The sequence below is a fragment of the Micromonospora sp. CA-246542 genome, assembly GCF_050942905.1.
Classification (GTDB): Bacteria; Actinomycetota; Actinomycetes; order Mycobacteriales; family Micromonosporaceae; genus Micromonospora.
In genome coordinates, this window is sequence record NZ_CP192040.1 from 5117582 (window position 1) to 5141659 (window position 24078).

A 24078-nucleotide genomic window follows, 5' to 3' on the forward strand; every position below is an offset into this window, starting at 1 on the left:
CGTTCACGGCGGGGCTCCGCCGAACCGTGCTCACCGGGCGTCCGGCGCGGTGACCGGCAGCTCGGTGAAGAAGCACGTCCGGTGCCCGGTGTGGCAGGCCGCGCCGACCTGGTCAACGCTGACCAGGAGGGCGTCGCCGTCACAGTCCAGGGCGACTGAGCGCACGTACTGGTGGTGCCCGGAGGTGGCGCCCTTGACCCAGTATTCGCGCCGGCTGCGGGACCAGTAGGTGGCCCGGCCGGTGGTGAGGGTGCGGTGCAACGCCTCGTCGTCCATCCAGGCGACCATCAGCACCTCGCCGGAGTCGTGCGCGCGTACCACGGCGGCGACCAGGCCGTCGGCGTTGCGGCGCAGCTGGGCCGCGATGGCCGGATCGAGCCGGGACGGACGGACCGGCGCCGAGGCCACCGGGCCGTTCGGTTCGCTGGGGACGCCGGTCACCGGCGCGTCAGGTACGGGCACAGTTGCCCATTCTCCCGCACGTGGCGTGGGCACCGGCGACGGCTCCCGCCGGGGGTTCGGCCGGTCGACCACGGGCCGCGCGAGCTGGGCCACGTAGCGGTCGAGGCGGCCGTCGACCAGGGCCTCGGCCAGGTCGGCGCCGGAGGATTCGGCGATCTCCCCGGCGTACGGGCGGATCAACGGCAGGGTGCCGGCGACCAGCCGCACGGCGGCGGCCCAGAGTTGGCCGGTGGCGCCCGGGCGCAGGCCGAGGCAGAGGAGCATGTCCTCGCGGTAGCCGACCGGCGCGACCGGCAACTCCAGGGCCGCCGCGAACGCCGCGCGGCGGGACGACACCCGTACCGACGGGTTCGCCGGGCGCAGCACCGACGGGCAGAGCCGGGCCAGGTCCGCCACGGCGAGCCGGACCCCGAGGCGGTCGGCGGCGGCGCGGGCGGCAGCGGCCTTGCCGAGCAGGGCGATGAGCTCCTCCAGCCGGGGCGGCTCGGCGGGTTGGCAGAGCACCGGCAGGTCGATCCGGGGCCGCCAGTGCGGGTCCGCCCAGAGCAGCCGGGCCGGCGCGGTGACCGGCAGTCCGAACGCCCAATCGGCCGGCTCACCCAGCCGGTGCACCCAGGAGCGGACGTCCCGCGCCGCCACCGAGACGTGGGTGACCCGGCCGGCGCTTTCGGCCAGGTACGCGCGACGGGCGGCGTACGGCGAGCCACCGACCAGCACGTCGAGGTCGACGTCGCTGTGCGCGGTGGCCGCCCGCCGGGCGTGACTGCCGCGCAGCAGGATGCCGACGACCGGTCGTTCGGCGGCGTCCCGCAACCGCGCGGCCCAGTCCTCGAGAAATCCGCTGTGCGGTAACGGAGCGTGACCCACGGCGCCATCGTGCCGTACGTCCGATCGGCGCGCAATGCCCGTTGCCGGACCCGCTGTCCGGTCCGAAGCCTACTGCCCGTTGTCACGCTGGGCGCGAGGGCGGGCACCAGAGGACAGGCGGGTCGGGCACTCCCCTCTAGCGTGGAATTCAACGAACGATGAGTTTCTGGGAGGTGCGCGATGGACGACGCGATAGGCGTCCACGACCTGGTGGTCGATCGAGGCGGGCGGCGGGTGCTGGACGGCATCACCTGCGCCGTTCCGCGGGGCGCCGTCACCGGCCTGCTGGGGCCCAGTGGCAGCGGCAAGACCACGTTCATGCGCGCCGTGGTCGGCGTGCAGGTGGTCACCTCGGGGACGGTGACCGTGCTGGGCCAGCCGGCGGGCGCCCCGGCGCTGCGGCACCGGGTCGGCTACCTCACGCAGGCGCCGAGCGTCTACGCCGACCTGACCGTGCGGGAGAACGCCCGCTACTTCGCGGCCCTGTACGGGCGCGGTCGGGCCGAGGCCGACGAGGCGGTGAGCGCCGTCGGGCTGGCCCAGGCGGCCGGTCAGCTGGTCGCCACCCTCTCCGGCGGCCAGCGCAGTCGGGCCTCGCTGGCCTGCGCCCTGGTCGGTGACCCGGAGTTGGTCATCCTCGACGAGCCGACCGTCGGTCAGGACCCGGTGCTGCGGGCCGACCTGTGGGCCCGGTTCCACGCCATGGCCGCTGCCGGCACCACCCTGCTGGTGTCCAGTCACGTGATGGACGAGGCGGCCCGCTGCGACCGGCTGCTGCTGATCCGCGAGGGCCGGCTGATCGCCGACGACAGCCCGGACGCGATCCGCGCCGCCGCCGGCGTGGACGACCTCGACGAGGCGTTCCTGCGACTGATCCGGGCCGGCGAGGCGAAGGCGACAGCCGGACGGGAGAACTCATGAACGTGCGGATCCTGGCGGCCACCATCGGCCGCGTCCTGCGCCAGCTCCGGCACGACCGGCGGACGATCGCGCTGCTCGTGGTGGTGCCGACCGTCCTGCTCACGTTGGTCTACTACATGTACGCCGACAAGCCGACACCGCCGGGACAGCCGTCGGTGTTCGACCGGGTCGCGCTGGTAATGCTGGGAACCTTCCCCTTCGTGATCATGTTCCTCGTGACCAGCATCGCGATGCTGCGCGAGCGCACGTCCGGCACCCTCGAACGGCTGCTCACCACCCCGCTGGGCAAGCTCGACCTGCTCTTCGGGTACGGCATCGCGTTCGGGTTGGCCGCCGCCGTGCAGGCCACGTTGGCGGCCGGTCTGGCGTACTGGGCCTTCGACCTGCGAACTCTCGGCAGCAGCGGTCTCGTGATCGGGATCGCGGTGCTCGACGCGGTGCTCGGGGTCGCCCTCGGCCTGCTGTGCAGCGCCTTCGCCCGCACCGAGTTCCAGGCAGTACAGTTCCTCCCGGTCGTGGTGATCCCGCAGCTCCTGCTGTGTGGGCTGTTCGTGGCCCGGGACGAGATGGCCGGCTGGCTCCAGGGGCTCAGCGGCGCTCTGCCGCTGACGTACGCCATCGAGGCGTTGCAGGAGGTCGGCGCCCACGCCGACCCGACCGCGACCATGTGGCGGGACGTGGGTGTGGTGTTCGGCGCGGTGGTGTTGGCGCTGGTGCTCGCGGCGGCGACCCTGCGTCGGCGCACCGGCTGACCGACCGGCGGCGACCCGCGCGGGGCGGGTCGCCACCCGCCGCCGGGAGACCGGCGGCGTCAGCGGACGAACGAGGGGCGGCGATGACGCGGCGTACCGGCCGGCGACCCGGCAACCCGGACACCCGGGAGGCGATCCTCGACGCGGCGCGGGCGACGTTCGCCGAACGGGGTTTCGACGCCGCCCCGATCCGCGCCATCGCCGCCACCGCCGGGGTGGACCCGGCTCTGGTGCACCACTACTTCGGCACGAAGGACCAGCTCTTCCGGGCCGCGATGAACTTCCCGGTGGACCCCGCCGAGCTGCTGCCGGCGGTGCTGGCCGGTGACCAGGACGGCGTCGGCGAGCGGTTGGTCCGGACCTTCATCGGCATCTGGGACTCACCGGCCGGCAGCGCCGGGGTGGCGCTGGTGCGCTCGGTGCTCAGCAGCGAGTGGACCGCGCGCCTGCTGCGGGAGTTCGTCACCACGCAGGTGCTGCGCCGGGTACTCGACCAGCTCGACGTCGACCCGGCCGAGGTCCCGCTGCGTGGCTCGCTGGTCGCCACCCAGCTCATCGGCCTCGCCATGATCCGGCACGTGGTACGGCTGGAGCCGGTCGCGTCGGCCGATCCGGAGCTCCTGGTCGCCACCATCGGCCCCAGCGTCCAGCGGTACCTCACCGGGTCGCTGCCGATCTAGCGGCAGACGCGGGGCGCGGTCAGAGGGAGACGCCGGGCACGGTCAGCGGGGCGGGTGCACGTCGGCGGGGCGGCGCAGCGGCGGGAGCAGCCGGCCCAGCTCGTCGGGGCCGCTGAGCGGCCACGGGAACGCCAGCCGGACGCGCCGTCGTGCGCCGGGGCGTCCGAGAGCGACCACCAGCCCGTAGCGGTCGACACGCACCACGCGCGGCGGGCCGTCCGGGGCCTCCTCGGTCAGCCCGAGCTGCCGGCGCAGGTAGTCGGTGACGGCGGTGGGCTCGCGCTGGGCGAGGTCGGCGAGCAGCAGAGCCTCGAAGGGGTGCACCGGATCCGGCTCCGCCTCGGCGTACTCCCCCGGGTCGATCCGGCGCACGACGCCGGCCCGCTCCCAGCGGACCTCGGCCACCTCGAAGCGGAACAGCCGGAACCGGGCGCCGACGTCGAGCAGGTCGCCGGTCGGCTCGACGGCCGCGAAGTCGACCGCGGCCCGACGTGCCTCGTCGTCGTGCAGTTCGGCGGCCCAGCCGGAGACCCAGGCCCGCCCGAGCCCGGGAGCGCCGGCCGCCGGCGGCAGGTCGAGGACGTCCAGGACGACCGCGACGTCGTCGCCCCCGGCGACGGGCTGGAGCGCGGCGCCCAGGTGGCTGGCCACCGGCACCAGCAGCAACACCCGGCCGTCGGGGTCGGTCACGTGCCGGGCGTGGTGCGGACCCGGGCGACGAGCCAGGTGGACGAGGCCGGGCAGGCGACCGGCGACGAGGGTGCGGACGATCTCGGCGGGGCTGGGCCGCATGGCGCAACCTCCTTCAAAGGTTAGCCTTACCTAACCGGAGCGTAGAGCACCAGGACCACCCCGTCCACCAGCGAAAGCCTGTGACATCGACCCGTTACCTCGTCTGCTCCAGCCAGGAGGCGTACAGCAGCCCGTAGACCGAGTCGGCGTCGCGCACCAACTCGTCGTGCGGGCCGCGCTGCACGACGCGCCCCCGGTCCACCACGATGACCTCGTCGGCGGCCTGGGCGGTGGAGAGCCGGTGCGCGATGGCGAGGGTCGTACGCCCCCGCGTGACGGCGTCCAGAGTGCGCTGCAGGCGCACCTCGGTCGCCGGATCCACCGCGCTGGTCGCCTCGTCCAGCACCAGCAGGTCGGGGTCGGCCACGTACGCCCGGGCCAGCGCGACGAGCTGCCGCTCCCCCACGCTCAGCGCCTCGCCGCGCTCCCCGACCGGGGTGTCGAGGCCGGCGGGCAGGCCGTCCAACCAGTCGGCCAGGCCCAACTCCGTGAAGGCGGCCCCCAGCTCCTCGTCGGTCAGCTCGGGCCGGGCGAACCGCACGTTGTCGCCGACCGTCGCGTCGAAGAGGAACCCGTCCTGCGGCACCATCACCACCCGCGAGCGCAGCGAGTCGAAGCGCACCTGCGCCAGCGGAACCCCGGACAGCAGCACCGCCCCCGCCGACGGATCCATCAGTCGGGTCAGCAGCTTCGCGAAGGTCGTCTTGCCGCTGCCCGTCTCGCCGACCACCGCCACCCGGCTCTTCGCCGGGATCTCCAGGTCGATGTCGTGCAGCACCGGCGGCCCGCCGGGATAGGCGAACCGCACCCCCGAGAACCGGATGTCCAACGGACCGATCGGCAGGTCCCGGCCCTGCTCCCCGGGGTCCGCGACGTCCGGGGCGACGTCCAGCACGTCCAGCACGCGCCGCCAGCCGGCGATCGCGTTCTGCGCCTCGTTGAGCACCTCGGTGGCGATCTGCACCGGCTGGATGAACAGCGTCACCAGGAAGAGGAACGCGGTGAGCTGGCCGATCGACAGCGTGCCGTCCACGCCCAGCGTCACACCGAGCACCACCACGCCGGCCAGCGCCAACCCGGCCGCCAACTCACCGACCGAGCTGCCCACGATGCTGATCCGGATGGCCCGCTGCTGCGCGACGCGCTGCGCGTCGATGGCCTCGTCCAGCCGCCGCTCGGTACGCCCCGCGATGCCGTACGCCCGGATCACCGGCGCGCCCACGACGCTCTCGCCGATCGCGCCCAGCAGCGCGCCGGTGCGCTGACGCACCGTCGCGTACGCCCCGCCGAGGCGGCGCTGCAACTGCCGGATGACGAGCACCGCCGGCAGGAACGCCACCAGCACCACCAGGGTCAACTGCCAGGAGTACGCCAGCATGACGGCCGTCGTCACCACGAGCTGACCCAGGTTGACCAGCAGGATCACCCCGCCCCACTGGAGGAACTGGGTGATCTGGTCGACGTCGCTGGTCACCCGCGAGACCAGCGAGCCACGGCGCTCCGACTGCTGGTGCAGCATCGACAGGTCGTGCACGTGCCGGAACGCCCGCGTCCGCACGTTCGCCAACGCGGTCTCGCTGACCGTGAACAGCCGGCGCATCATCAGGTAGCCGCAGGCCGTGGTGACCACGAGGATCGCCGCGGTGACCACCACCACCGACCAGACGACGTCAAGCCGCAGGCCGCCGACGATGCCCCGGTCGATGCCCTGCTGCACCGCCACCGGTACGGCCACCCGCCCCACCATGTAGACCAGCGCCAGGGCCAGGGTGGCGGCGAGCCCGGTCCGCAGCTCGGGCGAGAGGGCCAGCCCTCGCCGCAGCGTCCGCCAGGTCGTCTCCGGCCTCTCGTCGCGCTCGTCGGTCGTCACCGTCGTACTCACCGGGCTTGCCTTTCGTTCGCGACTGTGGGGCTCCGCTGCGCTGCACTCCTCGCGCTCACCGGGTTTGCCTTTCGTTCGCGACTGCGGGGCTCCGCTGCGCTGCACTCCTCGCGCTCACCGGTCCACCTCGATCTCCAGGCCCGACGGCAGCGGCGCCACCTCGTCGTCGTACGCGCGCTCCTGCGCGCGGTCGACCTCCGCCTGCTCGTAGGCGGTGACCAGGTCCACGTACCCGGGCACGGTGGCCAGCAACTCGGTGTGCGTGCCCCGCGCGATCACCCGCCCCTGCTCGACGTAGATGACCTCGTCGGCGAGCGCGATGGTGGCCCGGCGGTACGCCACGACGAGGATCGACGCGGCGGGAACCCCCGGCTCGCCGGCCGAGGAGCGCAGGCCGGCGAGGATGGCCGCCTCCACGCGCGGGTCCACGGCGCTCGTCGCGTCGTCGAGCACCAGCAGGCGCGGCCGCCCGGCGAGGGCGCGGGCCAGCGTGAGCCGCTGCCGCTGCCCGCCGGAGAGCGAGGTGCCCCGCTCGCCGACCATCGTGTCCAGCCCGTCGGGCAGCGCCGCGACGAAACCGTCCGCCTCGGCCAGGCGCAGCGCCGCCCACACGACCTCGTCGTCGATGCCCGGCCGGTCCAGGGCGATGTTGGCCCGTACGGTGTCGTCGAAGACGAACGGCACCTGCGCCACGAGCGCGACCGTGCTGGCCAGCGACGCGGCGGTCAGGTCACGCGTGTCCACGTCGTCCAGGGCGACGGTGCCCGAGTCCGGGTCGACCAGGCGGACGGCCAACGAGGCGATGGTGGACTTGCCCGCGCCGGTCGGCCCGACCAGGGCGACCGTGCGGCCGGCCGGGACGGTGAAGCCGACCTCGCCGAGCACCTGCGCGCCGGGCTGGTGGGCCTCGGCGGGCGGATAGGAGAAGTGCACGTCGGTGAAGGTGAGGCTGGCCGGGCCCGGGGTGGCCGGGTCGAGCACCCGCTGTCCGTACGGCATCTCGCCGGTGGCGTCGAGGACCCGGCGCACCCGGTCCCAGCCCGCGACGCTGCGCGGCAGCTCGGCCAGCACCCAGCCGATGGCCCGTACCGGGAAGGCCAGCACGGTGAAGAGGAAGGCGACGCTGACCAGCTCGGTGACGCTGATCGCGCCCTGGCGCAGCCGGAAGGCCCCGACCACCAGGACGGCCAGGGTGCCGAGGCTGGGCAGTGTCTCCAGCAGCGGGTCGAAGACGCCCCGCAGCCGGCCGACCGCGATGAGGGCGTCGCGCAGCTCACCGGCGCGACCGGCGAACCGGGCGGTCTCCTGCGCCTCGCGACCCATGGTCTTGACCACCAGCGCGCCGTCGAAGCTCTCGTGCGCGATGCCACTGACCTCGGCGCGCAACCGCTGCGCGCGGGCCTGGCGGGGCGCCATCCGGCGGGAGTAGACCACGTTGAGCGCGAACAGCGCGGGAAACACCGCGAGGCCGACCAGGGCCAGGGCCCAGTCGGTGGCGAACAGCGAGACGATCGCGCCGACCAGCATCACCAGCGTGCCCACCGCGAAGGGCAGCGGGGCGATCGGATACCAGGCCGCCTCCACGTCGGAGTTGGCGTTGGACAGCAACGTGCCGGTGGCGTTGCGGTGGTGCCAGGACAGCGGCAGGTCCAGGTAGCGGCGGGTGACCCGGCGGCGGTAGGCGGCCTGGAGCCGGTACTGCATGTAACCGGCGCCGAGCCGACGCCCGAAGATGCCGACCACCCGCAGCACGCTGATCCCGAAGAGGGCAACCGCCGCCAGCACCAGCGCGCCGACGCCGACCTCGCCCCGGGCGATCGCCGGCACCACCACGTCGCCGACCACCGCACCCACCACGTACGCGCTGACGATAACCATCGAGCCGAACAGCACGCTGCCGACCACGGCGACCGTGAAGATCCGCGGCTGCTCCCGAATCGCCTGCCGCAGAACCCCCAGCCCTCTGCCGAGCACGTCCCGGCTTGTCCTGCTCGCCACGCTCTCCCCCGCCGTAAGCCACAATTATCTACCTCATCCTTACCGGTGCGGGCCTGCGCCGCCGACCCGGACGGGATATGTCGACCATCACGTACCCCACGCCCGCGCCAGCGGTACGACCCGGCCCCGCTCGCCGCGCGGCCGCCCGGGTCCGGGCCTACGATCGGCCCATGTCGCGGTACGCCCGAGCCGAGCGCGAGACGCTGGCCGATCTCCTTCTGGCCCTCGGGCCCGACGCACCGACGATCAACGAGGGCTGGGCGACGCGCGACCTCGCCGCGCACCTGGTGCTGCGCGAACGCCGGCTGGACGCGGCGGGCGGGATCCTGCTGCCGCCACTGCGGGGGTACGCCGAACGGGTCCGCCGCCAGCTCGCCGCCGGGCCCTGGCCGGAGCTGGTGGCGAAGGTACGCCGGCCACCGCTGTGGAGCCCGGTCAGCAACCCGCTGACCGACGAGCTGGTCAACACCATGGAGTTCTTCATCCACCACGAGGACGTTCGGCGGGCCGTCGGGGGGTGGCAGCCGCGTGAGTTGCCACGTGGCCTGCAGGCAACGCTGTGGAAGCGGGCCGCACCGATGGCCCGGCTGACGCTGCGGCGATTCCCAGCGGACCTCTACGTGCAGGCGCCCGGGTACGGCGAGGTCTCCGTCGGCCGTGGCGGCGAACGACTGCGCCTGGTGGGCGCCCCGGCCGAGTTGGCCCTGTTCCTGTCCGGACGACAGCGGGTGGCCAGGGTCCAGTTGGACGGCCCGGCGTCGTCCGCGCGGCAACTGCGCAACGCCAGCCTGGGCATGTGACTTTCTGCGCCTAATCGGTCACTGCAACCTCGGACGAATGCCCCAGTCCCAGCGATGCGTACCGATACCTCCTCCCGTACGCTTCACCGCGCCGTTCCGCGCCAGGGCGGCACGATGTGGGGGCATACGATGCGAAGTTTCGCAATCTCGGCGCTACGGGAACCCTCCTTCACGGCGGGGCGCCACAAGTCCACAGATCGGGTGGCCAACGAGAGCGTCGAGTGGGCGCGCGCTTTCGGCCTGGTCAACTCCGGTCAAATTCATCGACTGCAACGGGCGGACGCCGCCGGTCTGGCGGGCCGAGCCTGCCCGGACGGGCCGGTGCGGGGGCTGCGACTCCTCACCGACCTGATCTCCTGGCTGTTCGTCATGGACGACGCCTGCGACGAGGACGGCCTCGGGGCCGACCCGAGCCGGCTCTCGCCGGTCATCGCCGCTCTGCTCAACGTGCTGGACCGTGCCGGCGACCCGGGCGCCGCACCACCACCGGAGGCCGGCCCGCTGGGCGCCGCGCTGCACGACCTGTGCCGCCGGACCCGGGCCGAGGGCCGGGCGCCGATGCTGCTGCGGTTCGTCAGCCAGGTCCGCCAGTACCTGCTGGCGCTCCTCTGGGAGGCCAGCAACCGGGAGCGCCACCGGGTGCCAGGGGTCTCCGAGTACGTCCAACTGCGTCGACACATCGGCGGCGTACACCCCTGTCTCACCCTGACCGACCTCGCGTCGGAGCAGCCACCCGGGCCGGCGCGGCGGGCCGATCCGGCGCTGACCGCCCTGGACCTGCTGGCGGTGGACCTCGTCTGCTGGTGCAACGACCTCTTCTCGTACGGCAAGGAGAGCCGGTCCGACCCGGACGCGCACAACCTGGTGACGGTCATCGCCCAGGAGAGCGGCCTCGACGAGGCGGGCGCGTTACGGGCCGCCGCGGAACGCTTCAACCGGGGGTTGGCGGCGTACCAGGCGGCGGAGGAGGACTTGCTGGCGAGCGGTGTCGCGGCACTGCACTCCCCGTTGGCCGCGCGGCGCAACTGGGTCCGGGCCACCTACGACTGGTCGGTCGTGGCTGCCCGCTACGCCTGATTCAGGGCGCCGGTCGGCGCGGCAGGGTCGCCGGACGATCACCGGCACTAGCCGATGCCCGGTATCAGGCAATACTCTTCGGTAACCACTATGACGTGACGACCGTCACGTCGCCACCCCCGAAGGCGGCTACAGCGATGGCTCTCGATGTACCGTACCGTTCCATCCCGGACATGTTCCTCAAGCGCGTGGCGGCCACCCCCGACCGGCACGCGTTCGCGTCCCCGACCCCTGACGACTCGGGGCCCGACTGGTTGACCTGGGAGCAGGTCGGCCAGCGCGCCAAGGCCGTCGCCGCCGGCCTGCACGCGCTCGGCGTCGGCCAGGAGAACCCGGTCGCGATCCTCGCCAACACGCGGCTGGACTGGGTGGTCGCCGACCTGGGCATCATGTGCGCCGGCGGGGCGACCACCACCGTCTACCCGACCACCGAGCCGGCGGACGCGACGTACATCATCGCCGACTCCGGCTCGCGGGTCCTCTTCGCGGAGAACCCGGCGCAGGCGGCCAAGATCGCCGGAGCGGAGCTGCCGGCGCTGACCCACGTGGTGCTCTTCGACGGCACCCCCGACCCGAACGCCGCGATCCCCCAGCTCACCCTCACCGAGCTGGAAGAGCGGGGCAGCCGGGCGCTGGCCGCCGAGCCCGATCTGATCGACATGCTGGTGGCCGGCATCGGCCCCGACCACCTGGCCACCCTGATCTACACCTCCGGCACCACCGGCCAGCCCAAGGGGGTCGAGCTGCTGCACGGTGGGTGGTGCTGGGAGGCGGTGGCGCAGGCCGACGTCGGGCTGCTGCGCGACGACGACCTGCAGTACCTGTGGCTGCCGCTGGCGCACTCGTTCGGCAAGACGCTGCTCTGCGGCGCGATCCACGTCGGCCTGCCGACGTACGTGGACGGGCGGGTGGAGAAGCTGGTCGACCTGCTCGCGGTGATCCGACCGACGCTGATGTGTGGCGCTCCCCGGGTCTTCGAGAAGGTCTACAACCGGGCGGTGACCACCGCGCACGGCGCCGGCGGCGCGAAGGCGAAGATCTTCGCCTGGGGTGTCCAGGTCGGTAAGGAGAAGGTCGCGCTGGAGCAGGCCGGCAAGCCGGTGCCGGCCGGGCTCAAGCTGCGCTACGGGCTGGCCGAGAAGCTGGTGTTCAGTAAGCTCCAGGCCCGCCTGGGCGGCCGGATGCGGGTGCTGGTCTCCGGCGCCGCGCCGCTCAGTCCGGAGATCGCCACCTTCTTCGCCGCGGCCAACCTGCCGATCTCGGAGGGCTACGGCCTCACCGAGACCAGCGCCGGCAACTTCGTCAACCCACCGGACGGGCTGCGCATCGGCACGGTCGGGAGGGCGATGGGCGACCTGGAGTGCCGGATCGACACCGACGGCGAGATCCTCGTGCGGGGTCGCCCGGTGATGCGCGGCTACCACAACCTGCCCGAGGAGACCGCCGCCGCGTTCACCGAGGACGGCTTCTTCCGCACCGGCGACATCGGCACGCTCGACGAAGAGGGCTACCTGCGGATCACCGACCGCAAGAAGGACCTGGTCAAGACCTCGGGCGGCAAGTACATCGCGCCGTCGCACATCGAGGGCATGTTCAAGGCCATCTGCCCGTACACCTCGCAGGCGGTCGTGATCGGGCAGGCCCGCAACTTCTGCACGATGCTCGTCACGCTCGACGCGGACGCCATCCGGGGCTGGGTGGCCGGCGGCCCGCTGGAGGGCCGCGACTACACCGAGATCGTCGCCTCGCCGGAGGCGCAGGCGATGGTCGAGGAGTACGTCGCCCAGCTCAACGCCAAGCTGAACCGCTGGGAGACGATCAAGAAGGTGGCGATCCTGCCACGTGACCTGACCATCGAGGACGGCGAGGTCACCCCGTCGTTGAAGATCAAGCGACGGGGCGTGGAGGGCAACTTCGCCGCCGAGATCGACAAGATGTACGCCGGCTCCCTCGCGGAGCTGTAGCAACGGGCCGTCGTGGCCCCGCACCCACCCGGGTGTGGGGCCACCGGCGTCTTCCGGGTCCGCTCAGGCGATGACCGATGGCTCCGGCCACCGCTGCCGGCCGCTGCGGTCCAGGTCGTAGCGGACCGTGGCGATCCGCTCCACGGCCTCCACCAGCTCGGCGGCCGGCAGGGTGAACGGCAACCGCAGGAAGCGTTCCAGGGTGCCGTCCAGGCCGAACCGCGGCCCGGGCGCGAGCCGTACGCCGACCTCCTCGGCGGCCCGCGCGAGCGCGCTGGAGACCGGGCCGTCCAACTCGGCCCAGAGGGTCACGCCGCCGCGCGGCACGGTCACCCGCCAGTCCGGCAGTCGGTGCGCCAGCGCGCCGAGCAACGCGTCGCGCTGGGCGGCGAGCTGCGCCCGACGGTCGGCGACGATGGCCGCCGCGTCGGCGAGCAGGCGCACCGCCACCAACTGGTCGAGCACCGGGCTGGACATGTCGACGCCGACCCGGACCGCCGCCAGCCGCTGCACCTGCGGCGCGGAGGCGCGGACCCAGCCGATCCGCAGACCACCCCAGTACGGCTTGCTCATCCCTCCGATGCTGACCACCCGGGAGTGCCGGTCGAACGTGGCCGTGGGCGGGGGCAGCTCGACGCCGTCCAGAGGGAGGTCCACGAAGGACTCGTCGACGATGAGGTCGGTGCCCACGGCGTGGGCGGCGGCGACCACCCGCTCGCGCAGCGCGGCGGGCATCAGGTGGCCGGTCGGGTTCTGGAACTCCGGGATCAGGTACGCCAACTTGGGGCGGGTCTGCCGCAGGCTGCCCAGCAACAGGTCGGGCTCCCAGCCGCCGGCGTCGGCGGACAGGCCGTGCGTGGCGATCCGGGCCCGCCGGCCGGCCAGCGCGGCGAGCGCGTTGGGGTAGGTCGGTGACTCGACCAGCACGTTCCCGCCGGGGGCCAGGGCGAGGCGCAGCACCAGGTCCAGGGCGTGCTGGGTACCGCTGGTGACCATGATCTGGTCGGCCGAGGTGGGTAGCCCTCGCGCGGTGTAGCCGGCGGCCACCGCCTCACGCAGCTCACCGATGCCGGTCGGGTGGTAGCCGGCGCCGCCCAGGTAGCGGGGCAGGTCCTCGACGGCGGCCCGGGCAGCCCCGAGCAGTTGCGGCGGGGCCGCCAACGCGGCGACGCCAAGGTCGATCATGTCCCGATCGTCCAGCGGGGTCCACAGGCCGGTGCTGGCGACCCGGTGGTTGCCCGGCAGCATCGTCCAACTGCCGGCGCCCCGGCGGCTGGCGAGGTGGCCGGTCTCGCGCAGCTCCCGGTACGCGGCGGTGACCGTGGTACGGCTGATCCGTAGCGCCTCGGCCAGCTCACGTTCCGCCGGCAACCGCACGCCCAGGGGAAGCCGGGCATCCGCGAGCAGCCCGCGCACCGCACCGGCGAGCGCCGCGTAGTCGGGGCTGCGGCGACGGCCCGGCAGGGCGTGCCACTGCCCCAGCAGTCGCGCTAATTGGACCCCTCGCACCTGACCGGTCATGACCACTCCTCGGATATTGGCCTCTTCCTCCGGGAGGATTGGCACCTAGGGTGGCATGCATGGCACTGATTGGCAATCTGCGAGAGCGGCCGGTACGACGGCTCAGCCAGCTCTACGCCGGGCTCGCCCTCTACGGGGTCAGCATGGCCCTGATGGTCCGCTCCCACCTGGGCCTGGACCCCTGGGACGTCTTCCACCAGGGGCTGTCCGAGCTGACCGGGCTCTCCTTCGGCACGGTCACCATCATTGTCGGGGCCCTGGTGCTGCTGCTGTGGATTCCGCTGCGACAGCGGCCCGGCCTCGGCACCGTCAGCAACGTGGTGGTGGTCGGCCTCGTGGTGGACGCCACTCTGGCCCTGCTGCCCGCCGGTGGTCCCCTCGGCGTCCGCATCGCCCTGTTGATCACCGGGATCGTCGCCAACGGCGCCGCCACCGCGCTCTATCTCGGCGCCCGCCTGGGTCCGGGCCCACGCGACGGGCTGATGACCGGCTTCGTCGCCCGTCATCCCCGCTTCTCGGTACGACTGGTGCGTACCGTCATCGAGGTCACCGTGCTCGCGCTGGGCTGGCTGCTCGGCGGCACGGTCGGCGTGGGTACCGTCGCGTACGCGCTGGCCATCGGTCCGCTGGCGCAGTTCTTCATCCCGCTCGTCGCGGTACCTCCCGCCGAGGCCGACGCTGACGACGAGTCGGCGGTCACTGCCGGTGACCCGTCGCGCGCCCCGGCCGCCTGAACGTTCACCGACCGTTCACGGACCGGCACGCGCCGCTGGTGGAAGTGGGCTCGTTGGAGGGTGGGTGTTCCCTTCCGCGTCGCTCGCCGTCATCATCACTGCATGGGGGAGAACGGTTGGCGCTGGAGCGACGCCTGGATCTTCGTGTCGTTGGTCATCGCAAGCGGCGCCGGACGGCACCGACGGTCCGCGACCAGCCGCCGCCCGGAGGGCGTACGTCTGACCGACGTGCTGTCCACCGCCGACCACCTCAACCACGCGATTCCCGAACGGCACGAGGTGGAGGCCGCGGTCCAGCGGCTGGTCGGCGCGGGCCTGGTCACCGTCGCCGACGGGTGGTTCCGCATCACCGCCGAGGGTGAGCAGCTCTGGCGCAGCCGCCCCCGGGCCGGCGTCGCCACGATGGTGGACACCGTGCAGGGGGTCCTGAGCCGCCGGCACACGCCCGGCAGCGCCGACTGGATCCTGGAGGAGGCCGACCACGCGGCGGCCGTGCAGGAGTACGCGGTCCGCTCGATCCCCACGCCGCGCCGCTCACCCGAGGGCCACTCCGGCGGCCACTGACGCAGCGAGATCTTGGATTGCCACGGTTAAGGCGCGCCGACGGGCGGGGCGGGTAGCGGCAGGACCAGCAGGTGCGTGGGTGTGCCGTCGGGCATCGCCGAATCGCCGACCTGCCGCCAACCCGCGCGCTGGTAGATGGCGCGGGCCGGTGCGGCCGGGTGGGACGCGAGGGTCGCCCACCGCTCGGCCCGCCCGTCGAGGAGCCGGTACATCAGTTGTGCGCCGATGCCCTCACCCCGCCGGCCGGGACGAACGATCCATTCCATGACCGCGAACTTGTCGACGGCGCGGAGGTCGGCGGGCGGCTCGGCGGCGGCACGCGTCCACCAACGCCCGGCGGCCATCGTCGACCCGTACGCCGCACCGACCAGTTCCCCCGCGTCGTCCGCCACCACGAGGGCGAACCCAGGGCGCTTCGTCTCACCGGGCAGGGCGGCGGCGAACGAGGCCACCTGATCCGGTCCCTCGACGTACGGCGGCTCCGCGTAGACGACCGCGTAGAGACGTACCAGCGCCGGAAGCACGGCCGTGGCCGAATCGCTGTCATGCATGGTGTACGTGACGGGCATGGCAGCAGAGCCTAGGCCCGGATCCGGTCGGCGAGATCCTTGAACGCGGTCCGGGATCGTTCCACTGTGGGTACCGCATCCGCGACCTGAGCGGCCACCGAGCGCAGCGAGTGCGGGCGGCTGGTGCTTCGACGCAACAGCGGATGGCGATCGCCGATCAGCGGCATCGGTGTTCGAGTCGCGCGGATCACGACTTACATGACCCGCTAGCGCACCGGGTGGCCGCTGCGGCGCAGGGCGTCCTTGACCTCGCCCACCGTCAGCTCGCCGAAGTGGAAGACACTGGCCGCGAGGACCGCGTCGGCCCCGGCGCCGATGGCGGGCGGGAAGTGCGCCACCTCGCCGGCCCCTCCGCTGGCGACGACCGGCACGTTCACCACGGCCCGCACCGCGCCGATCAGTTCCAGGTCGAAACCCGCCTTGGTGCCGTCGGCGTCCATCGAGTTGAGCAGGATCTCCCCCGCGCCCAGCTCGGCCACCTGCCGGGCCCAGTCGACCGCGTCGATGCCGGTGCCGCGCCGGCCACCGTGGGTGGTGACCTCGAACCCGCTGGGCGTGTCACCCGTGGGCGCGCGGCGTACGTCGAGGGAGAGCACCAGCACCTGCCGGCCGAACCGGTCGGCGATCTCGGCGATCAGCTCCGGCCGGGCGATGGCGGCGGTGTTCACGCCGACCTTGTCGGCCCCGGCGCGCAGCAGCGTGTCGACGTCGCCGACCTGCCGGACCCCGCCCCCGACGGTCAGCGGGATGAAGACCGACTCGGCGGTGCGACGTACCACGTCGAGCATGGTGCCCCGGTCACTTGACGACGCGGTGACGTCGAGGAAGGTCAGCTCGTCGGCGCCGGCCCGGTCGTAGGCGGCGGCCAGCTCCACCGGGTCGCCGGCGTCGCGCAGGTCGAGGAAGTTGACCCCCTTGACCACCCGCCCGGCGTCCACGTCGAGACAGGGGATCACCCGTACCGCCACCGTCATGCCGTCAGCCTATCCTCCGCGCACGGCGCGGCGGCCGACCCGAGGGGCCGACCGCCGCGCCGGACGTGCACGTCACACCCGGACGAGCATCTTGCCCAGGTTCTCGCCGCGCAGCAGGCCCAGGAACGCCGCCGGGGCGTTCTCGATGCCGTCGACGACCGTCTCGTCGTAGGAGAGTTTGCCCTCGCACAGCCAACCGGCGACCTCGCGGACGAACGTCGCGCGCACGTTGTTGTGGTCGTTGACCAGGAACCCGCGCAGGGTGAGCCGCTTGCCGATGACCAGCGCCAGGTTGCGCGGCGCGGCCGGCGCCTCGGTGGCGTTGTACTGGGCGATCATGCCGCAGATGGCGACCCGGCCGTGCAGGTTCAGGGCCGAGATCGCCGCCTCCAGGTGGTCGCCACCGACGTTGTCGAAGTAGACGTCGATGCCGTCCGGGGCGGCGGCGCGCAACGAGTCGCGGACCGGCCCATCGTGGTAGTCGAAGGCGGCGTCGAAGCCGAGTGCCCGGAGCCGCTCGACCTTGGCGGCCGACCCGGCGCTGCCGACGACCCGGCCCGCGCCCTTGAGCTTGGCGATCTGACCCACCAGGCTGCCGACCGAGCCGGCCGCGGCGGAGACGAAGACCGTCTCGCCGGGCTTCATGGCGGCGACCTCCAGCAGACCGGCGTACGCGGTGAGTCCGGGCATGCCGAGCACGCTCAGGTACGCGCTGGCCGGGGCGATGCTCGCGTCGACGGTGCGGGCGCGACCGGCGTCGAGCAGCGCGTACTCCCGCCAGCCGAGCCCGTGCAGGACGGTGTCGCCGACGGCGATGTCGGGTGACTCGCTGGCCACCACCTCGCCGACGGCGGCCCCGTCGAGCGGGGCGTCGAGCGCGTACGGCGGCACGTACGACTTGACGTCGTTCATCCGTCCCCGCATGTACGGGTCGACGGAGACGTACTGGTTGCGGACCACGATCTGGCCCGGTCCGGGCGTCGGGACGTCGGTCTCGACGAGCCGGAAGGTGTCCTCGGTGGGCCAGCCCTCGGGGCGGCGGGCCAGGTGGATCTCGCGGTTGCTGGTCATCAGGGGGTCGTCCTCTCGTACGCGGGTGGGGTCCGGGGCCGCGACGGTCAGGCGGCCAGGGCCTCGCGGACGGTCAGCGCGACGTCGATGTTGCCGCGGGTGGCGTTCGAGTACGGGCAGACCTGGTGGGCCTGCTCGACGAGCTGCTCGGCGGTCTCCCGTGCGACGGCGGGCAGGTCCACGATGAGCTGGGCGGTGAGCCCGAAGCCACCGCTGCCGTTCGGGCCGATGCCGACCTCGGCGGAGACGACGGAGCCGGTCACGTCGGCCTTGGCGCGGCGGCCGACGATGCGCAGGGCGCTGTGGAAGCAGGCGGCGTAGCCGGCGGCGAAGAGCTGCTCGGGGTTGGTGGCGCCACCCTCGCCACCCAACTCCTTCGGCGACGCCAGGTCCATGGCGAAGGTGCCGTCGGAGGTCTCGACGTGGCCGTCCCGGCCGTCACCGGTGGCGGTCGCGGACGCGGTGTAGAGAACCTTCATGTTGGTCACTGCTCCTTCTGTCGATGAACGGTCTCGGTGACCCGGGTGAGGGTGTCGCGCAACGCGACGAGCTCGTCGATGCCCAGGCCGGTGGCCTGCGCGATCCGCATCGGAACGTCGCAGAGCGGCTCGCGCAACGCCCGACCCTGCTCGGTGAGGCTCACCTCGACCCGCCGTTCGTCGCGCGCCGAACGTCGGCGCACCACCAGGCCCGCGCTCTCCAGTCGCTTGAGCAGCGGGGAGAGTGTGCCGGAGTCGAGCCGCAGCTCGGCGCCCAGCTCGGACACGGCGGGCGGGTCGTCGGGGCGTTCCCAGAGAACCAGCAGCACCAGGTACTGCGGGTACGTCAGCCCGACCTCGTCGAGGATCGGCCGGTACACGTCGGTGAGGGCGCGCGACGCGGCGTAGAGCGCGAAGCACACCTGCCGGCGCAGCACCAGGTCATCGGTCACCGCTGAACCGTAGCCTGCAATTAAGTTGTGCACAACCGATCGGCGTGGAGCGCGGCCGTGACGACCGCCACCGGAACGGTCAGCGGTCCCCTACGTACGCCTCCAACTCCACCTCGACCAGGTGCTCCGGGTCGAGCAGACCGGCCACCACCACCAGCGTCGCCACCGGTCGGACCGCGCCGAAGACCGCGTTGTGCGCCCGCCCCACCTCGTCGGCGTGCAGCCGGTCGGTCACGTACATCCGGGTCCGCACCACGTCACCCGGCTCCGCGCCCACCTCAGCGAGCGCGGCCAACCCGATCCGCAGCGCCTGCGCGGTCTGCGCGGCCGCGTCCCCGACGTGCACCACCCGGCCGTCCACGGTGGCCGTACAGCCGGCCGTGAGGGCCAGGTCACCGGCGCGGACCACCCGGGAGTAGCCGTAACTCTGCTCCCACGGGCCGCCCGAGCCCAGCCGGGTGACCGTCACGCCTCGGCCAGGGTGCGCAGCGCCTCGGCCACCGTGAACGCGCCCGCGTACAGCGCCTTGCCGGCGATCACACCCTCCACACCCAGCGGCTCCAGCGTGGCCAGCGCCCGCAGGTCGTCCAGGGTGGACACGCCGCCGGAGGCGATCACCGGCCGGTCGGTACGGGCGCACACGTCCCGCAGCAGATCCAGGTTCGGCCCACGCATGGTGCCGTCCTTGGTGATGTCGGTGACCACGTACCGCGTGGCCCCCGCCTTGTCCAGGCGCTCCAGCACCTCGTACAGGTCACCGCCGTCGCGGGTCCACCCCCGCGCGGACAGCGTCTGACCCCGGACGTCCAGCCCGATGGCGACCCGGTCGCCGTACTCACCCACCACCCGGTCGCACCACTCCGGGTTCTCCAGGGCAGCGGTGCCGATGTTCACCCGGGCCGCCCCGGTGCCCAGCGCGGCACGCAGCGACTCGTCGTCGCGGATCCCGCCCGACAACTCGACCTGCACGTCCATCTGGCGCACCACCTCGGCGAGGAGGTGCGCGTTGCTGCCCCGACCGAACGCCGCGTCCAGGTCGACCAGGTGGATCCACTCGGCGCCGTCGCGCTGCCACGCCAGCGCCGCGTCCAGCGGGTCGCCGTAGACGCTCTCGCTGCCGGCGGCGCCCTGCACGAGCCGGACGGCCCGGCCGTCGGCGACGTCCACGGCGGGTAAAAGGGTGAGGCTCAACGTCTTCTCCTCGATCAGGTACGACGGTCCAGGGCGATCACCACGATCGCCGGCAGTACGAGTAGCAACAACACGATCAACGCGACCCGCAGCGCCAGATCGTCGACGAACGTCCAGATCAGGATCATCGCCGCCCCGGTGAGCAGCACGATCGCCGCGCGCTCGCCCCGCGAGTGCCGGGCCAGCCGGCCCGAACGACCCCGCCGGACCTGCGGCGTCAACCGGCGCAGAACCGCGCGGCGGCGCTGCCGACGGGCCACCCGGCGCTGCCGGACCGCCCGCTCCCGCGCCTGCTCCGCCTCACGTTCCGCCCGGCGGCGCGCCCGCTCGCGGCTCACCGCGACGCCCGCCGGGCGGACGCCGGACGGCGTCGACGCTCAGTCACCGGCGGGCAGCGTGGCGAGCCAGTTGCGCAGCAGCGCGGCACCGGTGTCGGCGGACTTCTCCGGGTGGAACTGCGCCGCCGACAGCGGCCCACGCTCCACCGCCGCCACGAAGTCGGTGTCGTGGTGGGCCGTGGTCACCAGCGCGCCCGCGCCCGCCAACGCCGCCGGGTCGCCCATCGCGTACGAGTGCACGAAGTAGAAACGGCTCTCGGCCGGCAACCCGGCGAACAGCACCGAACCCCGGGGCGCGCGGACCGTGTTCCAGCCCATGTGCGGCAGACGGTGCGCCGCCAACCGGGTCACCCCGCCGGGCAGCAGCCCGAGGCCCTTCGTCACGACCCCGTGCTCCTCGCCGTACTCGAAGAGCACCTGCATGCCCACGCAGATGCCGAGCACCGGCCGGCCCGCCGCCACCCGCTCCGCGATGACCGGGCCCGCGCCGAGCGCCTCGATACCCGCCATGCACGCGGCGTACGCGCCGACCCCCGGCACCACGAGACCGTCGGCGGCGGCCGCCGCGACCAGGTCGTCGGTCACCCGGACGGTCGCGCCGGCCGCTTCGAGGGCCCGCTCCGCCGAGCGCAGGTTGCCCGAGCCGTAGTCGAGCACCACCACGTCTGCGGTCACGACCCCGACTCCGGGATCAGCCGCAGCACCCCGGCGGCCGTGGCGAGCAGCGCCAGCAGCGCGGTCACCACGACCGCGCCGCGCGGAGCGCCCTGCCGGTGCAGCGACCACGCCCCACCCACCAGCACCCCGGCGAGAATCAGCAGCAAGGTCGGCAACGCGGCACCCATCAGAGCCACCTTCCATTCGCGACTGCGGGGCTCCGCTGCGCTGCACTCCTCGCGCTAATCACAGCGCACCCTTCGTGCTCGGGATCGCGCCCGCCGCCCGCGGGTCGATCGCGGTGGCCTCGCGCAGCGCCCGGGAGACCGCCTTGAACTGGGCCTCCACCACGTGGTGCGCGTCCGGGTGCCCACCGGGACGCGCCGCCCGCAGCACGTCGACGTGCAGGGTCACCCGGGCCGCCTGGCCGAACGACTCCCAGATGTGCCGGGTCATGCTCGTCGCGTAGACCGGCCCGATGTACGGCGCGAGCAGCGGCTCGTCGTGCACCACGTACGGGCGGCCGGACAGGTCCACCGCGGCCCGGACCAGCACCTCGTCCATCGGGACGGTCGCCGAACCGTACCGCCGGATGCCGGCCTTGTCGCCCAGCGCCTGGTCGAACGCGGCGCCCAGCGCGAGGGCGGTGTCCTCCATGGTGTGGTGCGCGTCGATCTCCAGGTCGCCCACCGTGCGGACGGTCAGGTCGTAGCCGCCGTGCCGGGCGATCTGGTGGAGCATGTGGTCGTAGAAGCCCACGCCGGTGCTGATCTCGGCGGCGCCGGTGCCGTCGAGGTCGATCTCGACGAGGACCTTGGTCTCCTTGGTGATCCGCTCCACCCGGGCGGTCCGGCTCATCACAGGGTCTCCATTGCAGTCAAGAAAGCATCCGTCTCGGCGGGCGTGCCGGCGGTCACCCGCAGCCAGCCGGGCAGGCCGACGTCACGGACCAGCACCCCCTGCTCCAGCAGGGCGTGCCAGACGGTGGCCTGGTCGCCGCCGACCTCGAACAGCACGAAGTTGGCGTCACTGTCGGCCACCCGCAGCCCGCGAGCGCGCAGCGTCGCCACGATCCGGTCCCGCTGTGCCATCACGGCGGTCACCGTACCGAGCAGGGCGTCGCGGTGGGTCAGCGCCGCGCGGGCGGCGGCCTGGGTCAGCGCGGACAGGTGGTAGGGCAGGCGGACGAGCTGCACCGCCTCCACCACGGCCGGGTCGGCGGCCAGGTAGCCCAGCCGGCCCCCGGCGAAGCCGAAGGCCTTGCTCATCGTGCGGGTCACCACGAGCCGCGGGTGGCCGGGCAGCACCGCGAGGGCGCTGACCGTGCCGGGCGGGGCGAACTCGGCGTACGCCTCGTCGACGACCACCATGCCGGGGGCGACGTCGAGCACGGCGGCGACGACCGCCGGGTCGAGAGCAGTGCCGGTCGGGTTGTTGGGTGAGCAGAGGAAGACCACGTCGGGCCGGTGCTCGCGGATCTGGGCGACCGCCTCGTCGGCGGTCAACCCGAAGTCGACGCCGCGCCGCGCCGGCACCCACCGGGTGCCGGTGCCGAGGGCCAGCAGCGGGTGCATCGAGTACGACGGGACGAAACCCAGCGCGCTGCGCCCCGGCCCACCGAACGCCTGAAGGAGCTGCTGCTGGATCTCGTTGGAGCCGTTCGCCGCCCAGACGTGCTCGACGCTGAGCCCGTGCCCCAGGTATGCGGCCAGGTCGGCGCGCAGCGCCACCGCGTCCCGGTCCGGGTAGCGGTTCAGGTCACGCAGCTCGGCGGCGAGCGCCTTGCCGATCGCGTCCACCACCGACTCGGGCACCGGGTAGGAGTTCTCGTTGGTGTTGAGCCGCACCGCCACGTCGAGCTGGGGCGCCCCGTACGGCGACAGGCCCCGCAGGTCGTCGCGGATCGGCAGATCGTCGAGGCCGCTCACGCCGACTCCTGGGGAAACCGGGCCTGGACGGCCTGGCCGTGTGCCGGCAGGTCCTCCACGGTCGCGAGGGTCACCACGTGCGGCGCCACGTCCCGCAGCGCGGCCTCGGTGTATTCGATCAGGTGCACCCCGCGCAGGAAGGACTGCACCGACAGCCCCGAGGAGTGCCGGGCGCAGCCGCCGGTGGGCAGCACGTGGTTGGAGCCGGCGCAGTAGTCGCCGAGCGACACCGGCGACCAGGCGCCCACGAAGATCGCCCCGGCGTTGCGGACGCGTAGCGCCCACTCCCGCGCGTCGACCGTCTGGATCTCCAGGTGCTCGGCCGCGTACGCGTCGACCACCCGCAGCCCCGCCTCGAGGTCGTCGACCAGGACCACGCCGCTCTGCTCGCCGGTCAACGCCGTGGTCACCCGCTCGGCGTGCTTGGTGGCCGGCACCTGCCGGGCCAGCTCGGCCTCGACCGCGTCGACGAGCGCCAGCGACGGGGTGACGAGCACGCTCGCCGCGAGCGGGTCGTGTTCGGCCTGGCTGATCAGGTCGGCGGCGACGTGCGCCGGGTCGGCGGTGTCGTCGGCCAGGATGGCGATCTCGGTCGGACCGGCCTCGGCGTCGATGCCGACCACGCCGCGCAGCAGCCGCTTGGCGGCCGTCACCCAGATGTTGCCCGGGCCGGTGACCAGGTCGACGGGCTCGCAGCGCAGCTCACCGGCCGGGTCGACGGCGGAGCCGTACGCCAGCATCGCGACCGCCTGGGCACCGCCGACCGCGTACACCTCGTCGACGCCGAGCAGCGCGCACGCGGCGAGCACCCGGGCGTCGGGCAGGCCGCCGTTGTCCTTCTGCGGTGGGCTGACCACCACCAGCGAACGCACTCCGGCCGCCTGGGCCGGCACCACGTTCATCACCACCGTCGACGGGTACATGGCCAGGCCGCCGGGGACGTAGAGGCCGACCCGATCCACGGGCAGCCACCGTTCGGTGACCGTGCCGCCGGGCACCACCTGGGTGACGTGGTCGGTACGCCGCTGGTCGGCGTGCACCCGGCGGGCCCGGCTGATCGACTCCAGCAGCGCCTCGCGCACCGCCGGGTCGAGCACCCCCTCGGCCTCGGCGATCGCCTCGACGGGCACCCGCAGCACCTCCGGCGAGATGCCGTCGAACCGCTCGCTGGCCTCCCGGATCGCCGGGTACCCATGCTCGCGGACCGCCTCCACCAGCGGGCGGATCCGCTCGACGGCAACGGACACGTCGAGCTGGGCACGGGGCAGCAGACGGCGCGGGTCACCGAGACCGTCGCGCAGGTCGATCCGATTCAGCACCCTTGCGAGTCTAGGCGGCCCGTCCGTCGCCCACCCGAGCCGTCCGGTCGGCGGGACGGTGAGCCGGGCCACGCCGTCGCGGACGG

At 73.3% G+C, this 24078-nt stretch carries 26 protein-coding genes and 1 pseudogene; 8 read left to right on the plus strand and 19 right to left on the minus strand.

Features of this window, described 5'->3' with window-relative positions; translation table 11 throughout:
- Positions 1-30 precede the first annotated feature (30 nt).
- Positions 31-462 (minus strand): phosphoribosyl-AMP cyclohydrolase, encoded by a 432-nt coding sequence (gene hisI, locus ACQP0N_RS23560; RefSeq protein ID WP_433121776.1) that lies wholly within the window; start codon positions 460-462, stop codon positions 31-33.
- A gap of 228 nt (positions 463-690) precedes the next feature.
- Positions 691-1329: pseudogene (locus ACQP0N_RS23565) on the minus strand (phosphoribosyl-AMP cyclohydrolase); the annotation flags it as partial.
- Between the two features lie 180 nt (positions 1330-1509).
- Here ACQP0N_RS23565 and ACQP0N_RS23570 point away from each other — a divergent pair.
- From ACQP0N_RS23570 to ACQP0N_RS23580, 3 genes are all read left to right on the plus strand, one after another.
- Positions 1510-2250 (plus strand): ABC transporter ATP-binding protein, encoded by a 741-nt coding sequence (locus tag ACQP0N_RS23570; protein WP_433114172.1) that lies wholly within the window; start codon positions 1510-1512, stop codon positions 2248-2250.
- Complete coding sequence (locus tag ACQP0N_RS23575; RefSeq protein ID WP_433114174.1) at positions 2247-3002, plus strand: ABC transporter permease; 756 nt, start codon at positions 2247-2249, stop codon at positions 3000-3002. Before ACQP0N_RS23570 ends, ACQP0N_RS23575 begins: the two co-directional genes overlap by 4 nt.
- A gap of 83 nt (positions 3003-3085) precedes the next feature.
- Positions 3086-3682: a TetR family transcriptional regulator gene (locus ACQP0N_RS23580; RefSeq protein ID WP_357170748.1), complete on the plus strand. Its 597-nt coding sequence runs from the start codon at positions 3086-3088 to the stop codon at positions 3680-3682.
- A 42-nt stretch (positions 3683-3724) separates the two neighbouring features.
- Here ACQP0N_RS23580 and ACQP0N_RS23585 read toward each other — a convergent pair whose 3' ends face one another.
- From ACQP0N_RS23585 to ACQP0N_RS23595, 3 genes are all read right to left on the minus strand, one after another.
- The gene (locus tag ACQP0N_RS23585; RefSeq protein WP_433114176.1) at positions 3725-4474 is read right to left on the minus strand and encodes a DUF2470 domain-containing protein; all 750 of its coding nucleotides are present in this window, start codon (positions 4472-4474) and stop codon (positions 3725-3727) included.
- Positions 4475-4568: 94 nt separating this feature from the next.
- The gene (locus ACQP0N_RS23590; RefSeq protein ID WP_433121778.1) at positions 4569-6344 is read right to left on the minus strand and encodes an ABC transporter ATP-binding protein; all 1776 of its coding nucleotides are present in this window, start codon (positions 6342-6344) and stop codon (positions 4569-4571) included.
- A 126-nt stretch (positions 6345-6470) separates the two neighbouring features.
- Entirely contained in the window at positions 6471-8354 is a 1884-nt protein-coding gene (locus ACQP0N_RS23595; RefSeq protein ID WP_433114178.1) for an ABC transporter ATP-binding protein, read from the minus strand.
- 170 nt (positions 8355-8524) lie between these two features.
- Between ACQP0N_RS23595 and ACQP0N_RS23600 the strand changes: the two genes are divergently transcribed.
- The 3 genes from ACQP0N_RS23600 to ACQP0N_RS23610 all read left to right on the plus strand — a co-directional run bounded on the left by ACQP0N_RS23600 (position 8525) and on the right by ACQP0N_RS23610 (position 12195).
- The gene (locus tag ACQP0N_RS23600) at positions 8525-9154 is read left to right on the plus strand and encodes a TIGR03085 family metal-binding protein (RefSeq protein WP_433114180.1); all 630 of its coding nucleotides are present in this window, start codon (positions 8525-8527) and stop codon (positions 9152-9154) included.
- A gap of 201 nt (positions 9155-9355) precedes the next feature.
- Positions 9356-10231, plus strand: a complete 876-nt coding sequence (locus tag ACQP0N_RS23605) for a terpene synthase family protein (RefSeq protein ID WP_433114182.1) — start codon at positions 9356-9358, stop codon at positions 10229-10231.
- Positions 10232-10368: 137 nt separating this feature from the next.
- A complete protein-coding gene (locus ACQP0N_RS23610) occupies positions 10369-12195 on the plus strand; it encodes an AMP-dependent synthetase/ligase (protein WP_433114184.1) in 1827 nt (608 codons plus the stop codon).
- A 63-nt stretch (positions 12196-12258) separates the two neighbouring features.
- Here ACQP0N_RS23610 and ACQP0N_RS23615 read toward each other — a convergent pair whose 3' ends face one another.
- Positions 12259-13716 carry a PLP-dependent aminotransferase family protein gene (locus tag ACQP0N_RS23615; protein WP_357127047.1) on the minus strand — a complete coding sequence of 486 codons (1458 nt, stop codon included), beginning with the start codon at positions 13714-13716 and terminating at the stop codon, positions 12259-12261.
- A gap of 59 nt (positions 13717-13775) precedes the next feature.
- Between ACQP0N_RS23615 and ACQP0N_RS23620 the strand changes: the two genes are divergently transcribed.
- Entirely contained in the window at positions 13776-14450 is a 675-nt protein-coding gene (locus ACQP0N_RS23620) for a YczE/YyaS/YitT family protein (protein WP_433114186.1), read from the plus strand.
- Between the two features lie 102 nt (positions 14451-14552).
- Positions 14553-15014, plus strand: a complete 462-nt coding sequence (locus ACQP0N_RS23625; RefSeq protein WP_433114187.1) for a hypothetical protein — start codon at positions 14553-14555, stop codon at positions 15012-15014.
- A 26-nt stretch (positions 15015-15040) separates the two neighbouring features.
- Here ACQP0N_RS23625 and ACQP0N_RS23630 read toward each other — a convergent pair whose 3' ends face one another.
- The 13 genes from ACQP0N_RS23630 to hisD all read right to left on the minus strand — a co-directional run bounded on the left by ACQP0N_RS23630 (position 15041) and on the right by hisD (position 23992).
- Positions 15041-15583: an N-acetyltransferase family protein gene (locus tag ACQP0N_RS23630; protein ID WP_433114189.1), complete on the minus strand. Its 543-nt coding sequence runs from the start codon at positions 15581-15583 to the stop codon at positions 15041-15043.
- Positions 15584-15789: 206 nt separating this feature from the next.
- Positions 15790-16557, minus strand: a complete 768-nt coding sequence (gene hisF / locus ACQP0N_RS23635) for an imidazole glycerol phosphate synthase subunit HisF (protein ID WP_433114191.1) — start codon at positions 16555-16557, stop codon at positions 15790-15792.
- Positions 16558-16629: 72 nt separating this feature from the next.
- Positions 16630-17628 (minus strand): NADP-dependent oxidoreductase, encoded by a 999-nt coding sequence (locus tag ACQP0N_RS23640; protein WP_433114193.1) that lies wholly within the window; start codon positions 17626-17628, stop codon positions 16630-16632.
- Positions 17629-17675: 47 nt separating this feature from the next.
- A complete protein-coding gene (locus ACQP0N_RS23645) occupies positions 17676-18107 on the minus strand; it encodes an organic hydroperoxide resistance protein (protein WP_433114195.1) in 432 nt (143 codons plus the stop codon).
- Between the two features lie 5 nt (positions 18108-18112).
- On the minus strand, positions 18113-18559 hold the full coding sequence (locus ACQP0N_RS23650; RefSeq protein ID WP_433114197.1) for a MarR family winged helix-turn-helix transcriptional regulator: 447 nt from the start codon (positions 18557-18559) through the stop codon (positions 18113-18115).
- Positions 18560-18638: 79 nt separating this feature from the next.
- The gene (locus ACQP0N_RS23655; RefSeq protein ID WP_433114199.1) at positions 18639-19028 is read right to left on the minus strand and encodes a RidA family protein; all 390 of its coding nucleotides are present in this window, start codon (positions 19026-19028) and stop codon (positions 18639-18641) included.
- A complete protein-coding gene (gene priA / locus ACQP0N_RS23660; RefSeq protein WP_433114201.1) occupies positions 19025-19750 on the minus strand; it encodes a bifunctional 1-(5-phosphoribosyl)-5-((5-phosphoribosylamino)methylideneamino)imidazole-4-carboxamide isomerase/phosphoribosylanthranilate isomerase PriA in 726 nt (241 codons plus the stop codon). The genes ACQP0N_RS23655 and priA overlap by 4 nt, the downstream gene beginning before the upstream one ends.
- Before the next feature lie 14 nt (positions 19751-19764).
- Positions 19765-20088 (minus strand): hypothetical protein, encoded by a 324-nt coding sequence (locus ACQP0N_RS23665; protein WP_357127008.1) that lies wholly within the window; start codon positions 20086-20088, stop codon positions 19765-19767.
- 39 nt (positions 20089-20127) lie between these two features.
- Positions 20128-20763, minus strand: a complete 636-nt coding sequence (hisH, locus tag ACQP0N_RS23670) for an imidazole glycerol phosphate synthase subunit HisH (protein ID WP_433114203.1) — start codon at positions 20761-20763, stop codon at positions 20128-20130.
- Positions 20760-20933, minus strand: a complete 174-nt coding sequence (locus tag ACQP0N_RS23675) for a hypothetical protein (RefSeq protein ID WP_266244462.1) — start codon at positions 20931-20933, stop codon at positions 20760-20762. Before ACQP0N_RS23675 ends, hisH begins: the two co-directional genes overlap by 4 nt.
- Positions 20934-20991: 58 nt before the next feature.
- Positions 20992-21603, minus strand: coding sequence for an imidazoleglycerol-phosphate dehydratase HisB (hisB, locus tag ACQP0N_RS23680; protein WP_355049484.1), 612 nt, complete (start codon positions 21601-21603; stop codon positions 20992-20994).
- The gene (locus tag ACQP0N_RS23685; RefSeq protein WP_433114206.1) at positions 21603-22673 is read right to left on the minus strand and encodes a histidinol-phosphate transaminase; all 1071 of its coding nucleotides are present in this window, start codon (positions 22671-22673) and stop codon (positions 21603-21605) included. Before ACQP0N_RS23685 ends, hisB begins: the two co-directional genes overlap by 1 nt.
- Entirely contained in the window at positions 22670-23992 is a 1323-nt protein-coding gene (gene hisD / locus ACQP0N_RS23690) for a histidinol dehydrogenase (protein ID WP_355049482.1), read from the minus strand. Before hisD ends, ACQP0N_RS23685 begins: the two co-directional genes overlap by 4 nt.
- Between the last annotated feature and the right edge of the window lie 86 nt (positions 23993-24078).